Origin of the sequence: uncultured Streptococcus sp., from assembly GCF_963521255.1 — a bacterium.
Classification (GTDB): domain Bacteria; phylum Bacillota; class Bacilli; order Lactobacillales; family Streptococcaceae; genus Streptococcus.
In genome coordinates this window covers 35,960-49,168 of sequence record NZ_CAUQTU010000002.1, presented here as the reverse complement: position 1 = coordinate 49,168, position 13,209 = coordinate 35,960, and the positions used below count along the sequence as shown (strand labels likewise).

11 protein-coding genes are annotated in these 13,209 nt (G+C 41.6%); all 11 read right to left on the bottom strand.

The features are described 5' to 3' along the window. Positions 1-64 precede the first annotated feature (64 nt). Positions 65-475 (bottom strand): GNAT family N-acetyltransferase, encoded by a 411-nt coding sequence (locus tag RWP09_RS02185; RefSeq protein ID WP_399553566.1) that lies wholly within the window; start codon positions 473-475, stop codon positions 65-67. Positions 476-681: 206 nt separating this feature from the next. Next, positions 682-2,046 carry an amino acid permease gene (locus RWP09_RS02180; protein ID WP_314433537.1) on the bottom strand — a complete coding sequence of 455 codons (1,365 nt, stop codon included), beginning with the start codon at positions 2,044-2,046 and terminating at the stop codon, positions 682-684. A gap of 72 nt (positions 2,047-2,118) precedes the next feature. Beyond that, entirely contained in the window at positions 2,119-2,601 is a 483-nt protein-coding gene (greA, locus tag RWP09_RS02175; protein WP_000818769.1) for a transcription elongation factor GreA, read from the bottom strand. Positions 2,602-2,662: 61 nt separating this feature from the next. After that, positions 2,663-4,396: an endolytic transglycosylase MltG gene (mltG, locus tag RWP09_RS02170; RefSeq protein ID WP_314433535.1), complete on the bottom strand. Its 1,734-nt coding sequence runs from the start codon at positions 4,394-4,396 to the stop codon at positions 2,663-2,665. A gap of 178 nt (positions 4,397-4,574) precedes the next feature. After that, entirely contained in the window at positions 4,575-5,123 is a 549-nt protein-coding gene (locus RWP09_RS02165) for a GNAT family N-acetyltransferase (RefSeq protein ID WP_314433533.1), read from the bottom strand. Then, a complete protein-coding gene (locus tag RWP09_RS02160) occupies positions 5,099-5,587 on the bottom strand; it encodes a GNAT family N-acetyltransferase (RefSeq protein WP_314433530.1) in 489 nt (162 codons plus the stop codon). Before RWP09_RS02160 ends, RWP09_RS02165 begins: the two co-directional genes overlap by 25 nt. Positions 5,588-5,596: 9 nt before the next feature. Beyond that, entirely contained in the window at positions 5,597-6,931 is a 1,335-nt protein-coding gene (gene murC, locus RWP09_RS02155) for a UDP-N-acetylmuramate--L-alanine ligase (protein WP_314433528.1), read from the bottom strand. A 10-nt stretch (positions 6,932-6,941) separates the two neighbouring features. Further along, positions 6,942-7,559 (bottom strand): cystathionine gamma-synthase, encoded by a 618-nt coding sequence (locus RWP09_RS02150; protein WP_314433526.1) that lies wholly within the window; start codon positions 7,557-7,559, stop codon positions 6,942-6,944. Positions 7,560-7,606: 47 nt separating this feature from the next. Next, positions 7,607-10,705 carry a DEAD/DEAH box helicase gene (locus RWP09_RS02145; RefSeq protein ID WP_314433524.1) on the bottom strand — a complete coding sequence of 1,033 codons (3,099 nt, stop codon included), beginning with the start codon at positions 10,703-10,705 and terminating at the stop codon, positions 7,607-7,609. 92 nt (positions 10,706-10,797) lie between these two features. Next, positions 10,798-11,964: a MalY/PatB family protein gene (locus tag RWP09_RS02140; protein WP_314433522.1), complete on the bottom strand. Its 1,167-nt coding sequence runs from the start codon at positions 11,962-11,964 to the stop codon at positions 10,798-10,800. A gap of 7 nt (positions 11,965-11,971) precedes the next feature. Next, positions 11,972-13,066 (bottom strand): cystathionine gamma-synthase, encoded by a 1,095-nt coding sequence (locus tag RWP09_RS02135; RefSeq protein WP_153224094.1) that lies wholly within the window; start codon positions 13,064-13,066, stop codon positions 11,972-11,974. Between the last annotated feature and the right edge of the window lie 143 nt (positions 13,067-13,209).

Here is a 13,209-nt window from a genome sequence, read left to right as displayed (position 1 = left end):
TAGGTTATAACCGCTACTTAACTTATGCGTGAGTCTCTCTTTGTATTATACCTTCGTATTCACCTTACAGATTCTTTTGGTAATAATATCTTTGCCCAATGTAGGGATAGTCTTGTAAGGTAAATACTTCCTTGTAGCCATGCCTTTTATAAAAATCTGGAGCTTGAAACTGGTAAGTATTGACAAAAGCAAAACGACAGTTTCGATTCTTAGCTTCAGTTTCTGCTTGCTGCAATAGGTTTGAACCGATCCCTTGCCTTCTCAGTTCCTCTTTTACAAATAAATACTCGATTTCTAGCCAATTTCCAAAAGTCTCTGCTATCAAACCTGCCAGGAGATTGCCCTTTTCATCTTCGACATAAAGATTAAGTGACTCACTTTCAGCATCTTCTCTTTTTGAACGGTTATAAGCACGAATCAGATTTCCTATTTCTTGTGCTTTATGGGATTCCTTATTTTCCAATCTAAAGTACATCTAAACCTCCTTAAACACTGTTACAGCTTGATTATAGTCTTATTTCAATAGACTGTCAAACTAGCAAAAACTCACCAACCTGAGTTGATGAGTCCTTATACTCTTCGAAAATCAAATTCAAACCACGTCAGCTTCACCTTGCCGTACTCAAGTACAGCCTGCGGCTAGCTTCCTAGTTTGCTCTTTGATTTTCATTGAGTATTAATCTATTTTCTAAATTTCCACTGGCTATAAATCCCGAAACCGATAATCCAGATAGCTGATCCGATTGCTCCTACAAATGTAGACTCTTGTAAAAAGAGGGTTACAAAGACAAAGGCAAAGAAGAGCATGGTTAAAGGATTTAGGAAACGATAATGGGGCATGAGATAGCCATCCTCCATAAAGTCTGGTGACTTGCGGTATTTAAGGTGAGCCACCATAATCAAGATATAAATGGCGATATAGACACCTGATGATGATGCCGTAATCAAGGCAAAGGCATCCGAAACACCTGGCAAGATATTGATAAAGGCTGCTAGGGCAATCAAAACCGCTGATGCGATGATGGCATTTTGTGGCACGTTATGACGAGAAAGGGTATCTGCCTTGATCGCCTTTAAGAATGGATTTGGTGAATCATGGGCAATCTGGTACAAATGACGTCCTGTTGAATAAAGGGTTGAGTTAAGAGCAGATGCTGCTGACGTCAAAACGACAAAGTTAATTAAGGCTGCCGCCCACTTGATACCGGCCAATTCAAATACCGTAACAAAGGGAGAATCAGCAGAAGCAAGTTCACGCCAAGGAATGATAGCCATGATGGCTAAGAGGGCACCACCGTAGAAAAAGGCGATACGCAAAGGAATTTCCTTAACAGCTTTTGGCAAGACCTGACGTGGATTTTTAGTTTCAGAAGTTGTGACCCCGATAAACTCAATCATAAGGTAGGCAAAGAAGACCATCTGGAAGGCCATGACAAAGTTCACTCCACCATTTGGGAAGAGGGAGAAATTGTCAGCAATATTAGCCAAACTTGCTGCTCCATGAGGTGTCTTAAAGCCTGTCAAGACCATAAAGACTCCTGTAGCAATCATGGCTAAAATAGCCACAATCTTGACCATAGCAAACCAAAACTCAACTTCCCCAAAGAGCTTCACCGCAATCAGATTGACCAAGGCTAGAATGGTCAAAAATCCAATCTCAATCATCCAACTTGGCCAGCTAGGAAACCAAAACTGAACATAGTGCGAAATAGCCGTAATTTCTGCCATACCAATAAAGACAACAGATAACCAGTAAGACCAGACTGCAAAATGTCCCCAACCCTTACCCAAATGGCGAGTAATAAAGTTAATAAAGGTATGTTGCTCAGGATCTTGATAGAGCATTTCTCCGACCGCTCTCATCATAAGGAACATAAAAGCTCCTGTAATCAGGTAAATTAGAACAATCGAAGGTCCTGTCAAACTGATAGAACGACCAGCCCCTAGAAAGAGGCCTGTTCCAATAGTTCCAGCAATGGCCATAACCTGTACGTGACGATTGGTCAAACCACGCTCCATCTTATTTTGCTTCTTTTTTGAACTCATATAGTCTCCAATTCTTTTTAAACCTAAAAAGGAGTAATCAGGGCATTTCCCTCCTTCTACTCCCTTTAATCATTAGGCTGTTTTTTCAACCTTTAAGATTTTTACATCATAGCTACCAACAGGTGTTTCGACAGTTGCTGTATCACCTGTTTTCTTACCAATCAAGGCTTGTCCAATAGGGCTTTCATTTGAAACCTTACCTGCAAAGGCATCTGCACCAGCTGAACCCACGATGATATAAACTTCTTCTTCGTCCTCACCAATTTCTTGGATAGTCACTGTTTTACCAATTGCGACTTCGTCTTGGGCAACAGAGTCGCTATTGACGATTTCAGCATAACGGATTTTTGTTTCCAAGCTAGAGATTTGTCCTTCGACAAAGGCTTGTTCATCCTTAGCTGCTTCATACTCACTATTTTCTGAAAGGTCACCGTATGAACGGGCAATCTTAATGCGTTCTACCACTTCTGGTCGGCGAACCAATTTCAATTCTTCTAATTCTTTTTCTAGTTTTTCCTTTTCCTCAAGTGTCATAGGATATGTTTTTTCTGCCATTTTTCTCAACTTTCTTTTACTTTATTTTTTAAAACAAAATTATGTGGAAAACCACATAATTTTAGTTTGAACTACTTGATTGCGTTAATTTATTATTGATATGTTGTGCAACATTTTGGTCATGATCTGCCTTGTTCGTAGCGAAGTATACCTTGCCATCTGTAAGATCTGCTACAAAGAATAAGTTATCACTCTTAGTTTGATTGATACTTGATTCAATAGCATCCGCGCTTGGACTATCTACTGGTCCAGGCATCAAGCCTTGGTTTGTATAAGCATTATACGGAGAGTTGATAGTTGTATCAATTTGAGTATCATCAGCAAGACTAATCTTCTGACCAAGTTTTCCTTCAGCATAGAGAATAGCAATATTACTTTGTAAAGGCATACCAAGATTCAAACGATTGTAGAAAACACCTGCAATCAACTTACGATCGTCAGTCTTAGCTCCTTCTTTTTCTACGAGTGAAGCAATAGTTAACAATTCATTAACTGTCAAGTTTTTAGACTTAATTGTACTATAGTGTGGAGTCAAGGTCTTATCCATGGCTGCCAACATTTCGTTAATCAAGCTTTCAATAGTTGTGCTTTCCTTGATAGAATAGGTCGCTGGGAAGAGGAAACCTTCCAAACGGTAGCGAGCTCCACTCTCTTTTGTAGGCAAGCTTTCTAGTAAGTTTGGATATTTAGAAACTTCTTGACTGATAAAGTTGTCATCTTGAACTTTAGCCAAGAAAGCATCCGCAGTCAAAGGCTCTTTAAAGTTACCTTGCAATTGACCTACCGCTTGGGCAATTTGATCAATCGTGTAGCCTTCTGGAATCGTCAAGCTGGCTAGTACAGGTTCTTGTGCTTCAGCTGTACCACCCTTTTGCAATTCCTTAATCAAGTCATCCGTACTCATGCTCTTCTGCAGATTGTAATATCCAGCCTTCAAATCTGAATAATTCTTGTACTTAGTATACATACCAAAGACAATACCGTGTTTCACCAAACCTGCCTTTTCAAGAGTTGAACCAATTTCTTGAACACTGGCTCCTTCAGGGATTTGAACTGTTACATATTCTTTTGAAGTAGGATCAACTGGTTCTAATGAAGCTAGCACATACTGATAACCAAAGTAACCACCTGCTGAAAGTAAGGCAAGAAAAATCAGTAGAGAAATGAAGAAGGCCTTGAATCCAGATTTTTTCTCTTTCTTAGGCTTAACTGGTTTTGCTACTTCTCTACGGCTACGACGTGGTGTATCACTGATGATGTCCACTGTTTCTGTAACAGGGGTCGGTGTTTCTGGACGTGCCTGTTCTTCTTTCTCTGCTGTCTTATAGGAAACAGCTACCCTTGTTGGGGTTTCGTTATATTCTCTTTCGACTTTATTAGGTCTAACAGAACCTGGTCCTGGTCTTGGTCCGCTCTCATTGGCTGGTGAAGCAGGAACATCTTGACTTGGATGGCTAGGAGTCAATGGAGCGTCCTGACTTGGATGGCTAGGAGCTGCTGGAGCATCCTGACTCGGATGACTAGGAACTGCTGGAGCATCCTGACTCGGATGGCTAGGAGTCACTGGAGCATCCTGACTCGGATGACTAGGAACTGCTGGAGCATTATTTATAATATTTTCTACCGCTGATAAGGAATCAGCCATCAAGTCCTCAGCAGACAGTCCACTTGTAGGAATAGAAGCTCTGTTTTCATCTCCTGCTAGAGTCTGATCATAACTTTTTGATTTTTCTAGATCTCGTAAAATCTGCTCTTTAAAGCTTAATTTTTCATCTTCTCTTGATTTTTCACTCAAAAGTTTTTTCCTCCTCGTTGACAATCCATAATATTATATCTTAAAAATGAAAGAAAAGCAACCTAGCATGCTTTTCTGGCTTATTTTTTATACTCAATGAAAATCAAAGAGCAAACTAGAAAGCTAGCCGCAGGTTGCTCAAAACACTGTTTTGAGGTTGTAGATAAGACTGACGAAGTCAGTCACATATATACGGTAAGGCGACGCTGACGTGGTTTGAATTTGATTTTCGAAGAGTATTAGCTTCCCAGACCATATCATACCAAGTTTCCCCTGCAAAGGTTGACTGGGACAAGCCTTCATTGACAAATCCATGCTTTTCATAGTAGGTGATGAGATAGTCATGACAGGTTAGGTTAATACCTTCTCTTTCGTGTTCAAGAGCCAGTTTTTTCAAGGCTGTTAGCAATTTCTGACCAAGTCCTAGACCCTGTGTCTCCTTGGCAATAGAAAGACAGGTCACAGAGATATACCCACCCGACTCATGACTATGATCTTCTATCTCTTCTGTAAAAGACTGGTCTTGCAGATGGCGGTGCGGTCCAACTGGCCCTTCTATATACCCCATGATTCTGCCTGCTTTTTCTGCAACCAGAAAAGAGGTCTGAATTTCTCGCAAATGTGCCTCAAAAACAGAGCGAGGAATGGCTTCTTCAAGCGAGAAATTTTCTAGTTCAATTTCAACGATACGATTTAAATCTTCTAATCTTGCTTTCCTGATTTCCATTGCGCCTCCAGATAAAAGGGATTAAACCAAATCATACTAAAACCTTGACTAGCTGCATAAAGCGAATCTGTCTCTTCTTCATCAATAAAACCGTTCATTTCAAAATAGGAAAGCAGCTCATCAGGACTCTTCAAACGAATCCCTTTGTAATCCAACTCAACTGCCATCTCTTTCATAGCCGCGAGAAGAAGCGTTCCCAACCCCTGTCTCTGATGGTCAGCCTTGATGACCAAAGAATTTATTTCTAGACATTGCGGATTGTGTGGGTAAGGACCACCTAGAACATAGCCCAGAATCTGATTTTCATCCCTAGCTAGAAGAAAGGTATCCGCACACTTACGGATACTTTCTTCTAAGATATGGGAAGGTTGCTGCTTTTCAGCTGGAAAAGATAATGCCTGAAGTGCCTCTATCTCAGCCAAATCAGACTTATTTGCCTGAATAATCTTAATTGGAATTTCCATGAGAACTTCCTATTGAACATTGCTTGTCAAATTAGACAAGAGACGTTCAAATGAGTATTCATAGGTTTGGATATCTCCTGCTCCCATAAAGACGTAAACAGCATTGTCATGGTCTAGGAGTGGAGAAACATTTTCAACAGTAATAACTTGGTGTTTCTTGTTAATTTTATTGGCTAGGTCTTCTACCTTAACATCCCCATGATCCACTTCACGAGCAGATCCATAGATTTGCGCTAGGTAAACAGCGTCCGCTTGGTTCAAAGCATGTGCAAATTCGTCCAACAAGGCAATAGTTCTAGTAAAGGTATGCGGTTGGAAGATCGCTACGATCTCTTTGCTTGGGTATTTTTGACGCGCCGCATCCAAGGTTGCAATGATTTCTGTTGGATGGTGGGCAAAGTCATCGATAATTACTGTATCATTGACAATTTTCTCAGTGAAACGACGCTTAACACCTGCAAAAGTTTTCAGGTGTTCACGCACCAAGTTCAAATCAAATCCTGCTGTGTAAAGCAATCCGATAACGGCTGTCGCATTCATGATATTGTGACGACCAAAGGTTGGGATATGGAATTGACCCAATTCTTGACCACGGAAGTGAACTGTGAAGGTTGAACCAGTTGTAGAACGAAGAAGTTCGCTAGCTACAAAGTCATTGCCTTCTGCTTCAAAACCATAGTAATAAATTGGTGCATCAGACGTAATTTTACGCAACTCCGCATCTTCACCATAGACAAAAAGACCCTTAGTAATTTGTTTGGCATAGTCGTTAAAGGCATTGAAAACATCCTCTAGACTTGTGAAATAATCTGGATGGTCAAAGTCAATATTGGTGATGATAGAGTATTCTGGGTGGTAAGGCATGAAGTGGCGCTCATATTCGTCAGATTCAAAGACAAAATATTTTGCATTAGCTGATCCACGACCTGTCCCATCTCCAATCAAAAAGCTAGTATCTGTGATGTGAGACAAAACGTGTGACAACATACCTGTCGTTGAAGTTTTTCCATGCGCTCCTGCTACTCCCATGCTAACAAAGTCACGCATAAAGCTACCTAGGAACTCATGGTAACGTTTGTAACTGATGCCATTTTGGTCTGCATAGGAAATTTCGACGTTGTTATCTGGACGAAAGGCATTTCCAGCGATAATTTCCATATCACCGTCTAGATTCTTTTCATCAAAAGGAAGAATGGTAATTCCTGCCTGCTCAAGACCACGTTGAGTAAAGTAGTACTTTTCAACATCTGATCCCTGTACCTTATGACCCATTTGGTGCAACATCAAGGCCAAGGCACTCATCCCTGATCCCTTAATTCCGATAAAATGATATGTCTTTGACATGTTTCCTCCCCTATTCTGTAATTCTTGTCAGATTCAACTCTTGGGCAACCTGACGTTCTTGTTCTTTTTGTTGATTCTTTTTATTGTAGATTTGGCTCTTCTTCAGAAAATCATAGTTATTTTTCTTTGGAGCAGGTGCTGCTACCTCTTCATTCTTGGTAGAGATAGATTTGACTTCTTCCGCCAAGATATAATGAGACTGGGTCAATTTTTGACTATATTTGACAAATTCACCAGGATTTTCCTTTTGGAAAGGCGCAGTAGGTTGATTGCCCTGTCTAACTAGACTTGGCTGAGAATGGCGTCTTGTAGGAGTAATGTCCTTAGTCAGATAACTTGCTGAGCGTTTCTTTTTCAAATCCGCACGCGCTTCTTCACGCGCTACCTCTGCATAGCTCTTTCCTTCTTTTTTAACCCCTAAAGGAGCCTTTTTAGGTTTCTCTACTGGCTTTTCAATCGGTTTGACTGGTGTTTCTTCAGTAATCGGAGCCCACTCCAGATAATTTTTATCACGGTATTCTCCCTTGATATTACTGATAAAGTCAGATTCATCGTACAGATCCATAACTGGCATATCAGTCAGTATGACCTCATCATCTGACACCAATGGAAATCGTTCTTCTCTCATTTTCTATTTCCTTTCAACACTTCATTATAGCGTATTGTCTTGATTTTTCAAGTGCTGGCTTCAGAAATTCCCAAAATTTCTCTAATTTCTGCTAGGGTCAGACTGCCACGTGACTCTGTGCCGTCCAATACTTGTGACACCAGATGTTTCTTTTGTTCTTGGAGTTCCTGAATTTTTTCTTCAATGGTTCCCTTGGTCACTAAGCGATAAACCTCAACCGTTTCTTCCTGCCCCATCCGATGGGCACGTCCAATAGCTTGCGCTTCCACCGCAGGATTCCACCAAAGGTCAACCAAGATAACGGTATCAGCACCTGTTAGGTTTAGACCGACACCACCAGCCTTGAGGGAAATCAGAAAGGCATCTCTTTCCCCTTGGTTAAAAGCCTTGGTCATGTCTCGTCTTTCCTTGGCTGGGGTTGAACCCGTAATTTTAAAGGATGTCATGCCCAAGTCTGGCAGTTCTTGTTCAATTTTCTCCAACATTCCCTTGAACTGCGAGAAAATCAAGACACGGTGTCCACCGTCTGCCACCTGTACCAGCAGGTCTCGGAGGCTATCCAGTTTGCCACTGGCTCCCTGATAATCATCCATAAAGAGAGCTGGGGTATCACAGATTTGACGCAAGCGCATCAGACCGGACAAGATTTCCACTCGACTACGCTGAAATTCCTGATCTGACACCTGAGCTAAACGGTCTCTCATCTGTTGCAACTGGGCTAGATAGATAGCCTTTTGCTGATCTTCCAGCTCATTTTTATAAACCACTTCAATCAAGTCTGGTAATTCAGTCAGAACTTCTTCTTTCTTGCGTCGCATAACGAAAGGCTTGATAAACTGAGCAACGCGTTCAGCTGGTAATTTCATAAATTCTTTCTTGCTTGGCAAAAGTCCTGGCATGACGATTTGGAAAATAGACCACAACTCACCCAGATGGTTTTCAATAGGAGTTCCTGACAAGGCAAAAACTGACGGCACCACAAATTGTCTCAAGGTCTGGGCAATCTTAGTTTGGGCATTTTTCATGACCTGAGCTTCATCTAAGAAAAGGAAGTCAAAGGCCATCCCCTGATAAAGCTCACTGTCCTGACGGAAGGTAGCATAGCTCGTCACATAGATTTGATGGTTTTCAGCAAGAATCTCCTCACGACTAGCTTTCAAACCATGAACAACAGCCACATCTAACTGTGGGGCAAACTTCTGAAACTCATCTACCCAGTTGTAAATCAAACCAGATGGAGCTAAAATCAAGACCCGACTTTCTTTTGTCACTTGACTGGTCAAAAAAGCAATGGTCTGAAGGGTTTTACCAAGTCCCATATCATCAGCTAAAATCCCACCAAAACCATAATGATGGAGCATTTGCAGCCAGCCGATTCCCTTTTCCTGATAATCTCGCAAGTCAGCCTGAACTTGAGTTGTTTGTCGAGGGAAGTCCTCTGGATGCGTCAAGTCGTGGGCCAGATTCTGGAATTCTTGTGAAAAAGAAACACGATCTCGTCCTTCAAAGAGATGAGCTAAACTATAAGCCAAAGATTTTCGAGCCTGCAAGGCCCCATCTTTTAATTCAAACTGCCCCAGTTCCTGTAGATTTTGGCGAATTTTCTTGGTTTCTTCATCGAAAAAGTAGACTTGATTGGACGCACCAATGTAAAAATCTTGATTGGCAACCAAGGCCTGCATGGCTTGGTCAATTTCCTCTTGGGCAATATCTTGAAAATCAAACTGGATTTCCAAGAGGCATCCCTTGGAAGCAATCTGCACTTGAGGGCTTGCTAGGCTATAAATTTCTTCTAGCTTGTCTGATAGATCAACATTCCCGAGTTTTTCAAAGCCTGGAATGATTTCATGAAAGAAATGATAGACAGACTCCGCTTTTAAGGCCTGACGCCAAGATTGGAAATCTGCTTCAAAGCCAGCTACCAAACAGACTTGGAAAACTCTTTCTTCTAAGTCAGCATCACTCGAAAAAGGTAATTCTTCTAGCTCTTGTCGGCTAGATACCTGTCTATTTCCATAATCAAACTGAATTTCTAAACGAATCCGATTATCCTCTTCCCTGTCAAAGTAAAAAGAGGGTGCAAAGGATTTAATTTGTAAACGTTCTGGAGCTGAAACAGTACCCATCTGGCTAAAAAGAGTTAGACAGGAAGCCAACTTATCGCGGTCACTGCTATCAAATTGCAGGTGTTTTTTCCCATGTTGATCCACATGCAGCGCTTTGATTTCCTTTAGAAGACGCATCTGCTGGTCTGTTAGAAAATAAACCTGTCCTTTATGGAAAAGCACAGCTCCCTGATAAAAGACATTGACCCTGGGACTCTCACTGATTTCCATTTCAAAATAATCCGAGTATGCTGTTACTGTAAAGGCAAATAAATTGGCATCCGCATGCATATCCTGAAACAGCAGGATTTGGTAACTATCCACTTGGTGGTCAAATTGAAAATGGGGCAAGGTCATCAATAAATTCACACCCTGCTCAAAAAAGGTCAGAGGGAAAAAGAGATGTCGACCTTGGTTTTGGAAAAAGAGGTCTGGAGCGAGTCCTTCCTCCACTAGTCCCCGCAAGAAAGTCAGAAGCTCTTGACTTGCCTCATCAAAGGATTCCCAAGACAGAGACTCCTCATAGGTCTTCCCAATCATATAAGGTTTTCTCTTCTCGACGACTTTTAAAAAGAGTGGAATATCCCGAATGACATAGTATTTTTGGCTATTGGTTTGCCCGATTCTCAGGGTCCACAAGATATGATTGCTTCCTGCTTCCACCTGCCCCACAGCCGATAATTCATAGGCACGTTCTGATTTTGGAGACAAGATTCGATCCAAAAATTTGCCACCCAAGGTCACCTTGGTTTCAACGGCCTCTTTTTCTTCATGACCTTCTTCCAGACTCTGCAAGATTTCCTGACCACGCTCATCATTTTTCAAAAAATGCTCCAGCGCTGCCAAATGCACACAGTAGCCCCTCTTTTGGAAAAAATCGCAAGCACAAAAAACCAAATCATCCTCTAAACTATAGCGCAGTTCTTCTTCTGTAACGCGAGCATAGAGCCGATTGTTCTTTTCCTTGATGATGTCAACCTTACCAGTTTCATAAAGGGCAACGCCTTCGATACGGACTTTCCCCGGAATCAATTTAGCCATATTTTCACCTTTACCTTATCTTTTTATTATACCATATTTTCGCCTATGAAAATAGCCTTCTAGGAAGACTTTTCTCCTAGAAGGCTGGATTTTTAAAGTTTGGCAAAAGTGGTAACGATACGCTGACAAACTTCTTGCAACAGAGATTTAGGCATGGCTACATTGAGGCGGGCATGGCGACTTCCTTCCTCACCAAAATCCAAACCACGGTTGAGAATAACCTTGGCTTCGTTTCTCAAGAGCTCTTGTAATCTTTCATCAGTCAGGTCATAGGCTGAAAAATCAAGCCAAATAAGATAAGTCCCTTGCGGTTTCATGACCTTGATGTTAGTCTCTTTTCCAAATAAATCTACCACATAATTGATATGATCTTCAAAGACTTGCTTGAGTTCCTCTAGCCAATCCTTCCCATAGCGATAAGCAGCTTCTGTCGCCAAATAACCCAAACCTGAAATTTCATGCTGATTATTAGCCAACTGACGTTTCTGGTAAGCCACTCTCAACTTAGGATTTTCAATGACTGCATAGGAATTTTTTGTCCCAGCAATATTAAAAGTTTTAGTGGCACTAGTCAAGACGATAGCAAAATCTTTAAAGTCAGGGTTAATGGTATTGAAGGAATGATGCTTGTGACCAAAGAGGGCCAAATCTTGGTGAATCTCATCTGAAACCAAGAAAACACCGTGTTTTTGGCAGAGTTGGCCAATCTTCTCCAACACTTCCTTTTCCCACACACGTCCACCAGGATTGTGAGGGTTGCAGAGGATATAGAGTTTGACATCCTCTTCTACCAAATCCTTTTCAAGTTGGTCAAAGTCAATCTCAAACACTCCATCCTTTTCCACCAAAGAATTGGTAATCAATCTGCGATTATTCAACTTGACACTGCGTGCAAAGGGTGGATAGACAGGTGTGTTAATCAAAACCGCCTCGCCTTCTTTTGTAAAGGCTTGAATAGCTGTTGAGATGGCTGGTACCACACCCTCGATAAAGACAAGAGCCTCTTTGTCAAAGTGATAACCGTGTTGTGTGGCTTCCCACTTTTGAACTTCCTTAATTAACTCTTCACTGGCATAGGTATAGCCATAAACCAGTTGATCAGCGTAAGTCTGCACGACTTGGCGGATTTCAGGCAAGACTACAAAGTCCATATCCGCTATCCAAGCTGGTAGGACTTCACTATCTGTTTCCGCTTCTTTCCATTTATAGGTATGGTGCCCTAAACGGTTGGGCAGGCTTGTAAAATCATATTTTCCCATCTTTGTCTTATCCTTCCAAGGCTTGGCGCAAATCTGCAATCAAATCTCTTGCATCTTCAATCCCAATCGACAAACGCAAGAGGTCATCTGTCAAACCATAAGAATGGCGCACTTCTGCTGGAATATCAGCGTGAGTTTGTGTCGTTGGATAAGTAATGAGACTTTCTACCCCACCTAAACTTTCCGCAAAAGAGAAGACCTTGAGACTGTTCAAGATATGCGGAATGCGTGTTTCATCGGCTACTTTAAAGGAAATCATGCCCCCACGACCAGTGTAGAGAACTTCCTTAACTGCTGGAGAATCCTTCAAAAAGGCAACCACTTCTTGGGCGTTAGCTGTTGAGCGCTCCATACGAAGAGACAAGGTCTTGAGACCACGAATCAATTGATAACTGTCAAATGGAGACAAGACTGCTCCTGTCGTATTGAGATTGTAAAAGAGTTTCTCGTATAGTTCTAAACTATTGGTCACAACCACTCCAGCCAAGACATCATTGTGACCTGCTAGATACTTAGTCGCTGAATGAAGGACGATATCAGCTCCGTCTTCAATCGGACGTTGGTAGATAGGGCTGTAGAAGGTATTGTCCACCACCACTTTGGCACCCTTAGCATGAGCCAATTTTGCTAGTTTTTCGATATCAAATTCCAACATCAAAGGATTGGTTGGCGTTTCGATATAGAGAACATCCACATCCTTTTCTAACTCGGCAATCAACTCTTCTTCTGTATTGGCATAGGTAAAATGGAAACGGCCTTCCTGCTCCACTTGATTAAACCAGCGGAAAGAACCACCGTAAAGGTCACGCACCGCCAAAACCTTACTTCCTACTGGAAAGACGCTAAAAGCTAATACAATAGCTGACATTCCTGAGCTAGTCGCTAGGGCATAGTCTGCGGACTCAATAGCCGCCAAGACCTCTTCAGCCTTACTACGAGTTGGATTTTTGGTGCGCGTATAGTCAAACCCAGTAGATCGACCAAACTCTGGATGCTGATAGGTCGTTGAAAAATGAAGCGGTGTCACCAAAGCTCCTGTCGCTTCATCTGACTTAATACCCGCCTGGGCTAAAATTGTGTTGATGTGTAATTCCTTGCTCATACAATACCTCCAAATCTATAGTAACTATTGTACCACTTATTTGCATCAACTCATTTTCTTCTTTTCAAGAGCTAGTTATAGTTTCAAACTATAGACTTATCAAGTAAAGCTAAAAAGAATCCAGAAAACACTCCAGATTCTTT

Coding starts and splice junctions, on each gene's coding strand:
- RWP09_RS02185 (WP_399553566.1), bottom strand. CDS start 475: ATGTACTTTAGATTGGAAAATAAGGAATCCCATAAAGCACAAGAAATA.
- RWP09_RS02180 (WP_314433537.1), bottom strand. CDS start 2,046: ATGAGTTCAAAAAAGAAGCAAAATAAGATGGAGCGTGGTTTGACCAAT.
- greA (WP_000818769.1), bottom strand. CDS start 2,601: ATGGCAGAAAAAACATATCCTATGACACTTGAGGAAAAGGAAAAACTA.
- RWP09_RS02165 (WP_314433533.1), bottom strand. CDS start 5,123: ATGGAAATCAGGAAAGCAAGATTAGAAGATTTAAATCGTATCGTTGAA.
- RWP09_RS02160 (WP_314433530.1), bottom strand. CDS start 5,587: ATGGAAATTCCAATTAAGATTATTCAGGCAAATAAGTCTGATTTGGCT.
- murC (WP_314433528.1), bottom strand. CDS start 6,931: ATGTCAAAGACATATCATTTTATCGGAATTAAGGGATCAGGGATGAGT.
- RWP09_RS02150 (WP_314433526.1), bottom strand. CDS start 7,559: ATGAGAGAAGAACGATTTCCATTGGTGTCAGATGATGAGGTCATACTG.
- RWP09_RS02145 (WP_314433524.1), bottom strand. CDS start 10,705: ATGGCTAAATTGATTCCGGGGAAAGTCCGTATCGAAGGCGTTGCCCTT.
- RWP09_RS02140 (WP_314433522.1), bottom strand. CDS start 11,964: ATGGGAAAATATGATTTTACAAGCCTGCCCAACCGTTTAGGGCACCAT.
- RWP09_RS02135 (WP_153224094.1), bottom strand. CDS start 13,066: ATGAGCAAGGAATTACACATCAACACAATTTTAGCCCAGGCGGGTATT.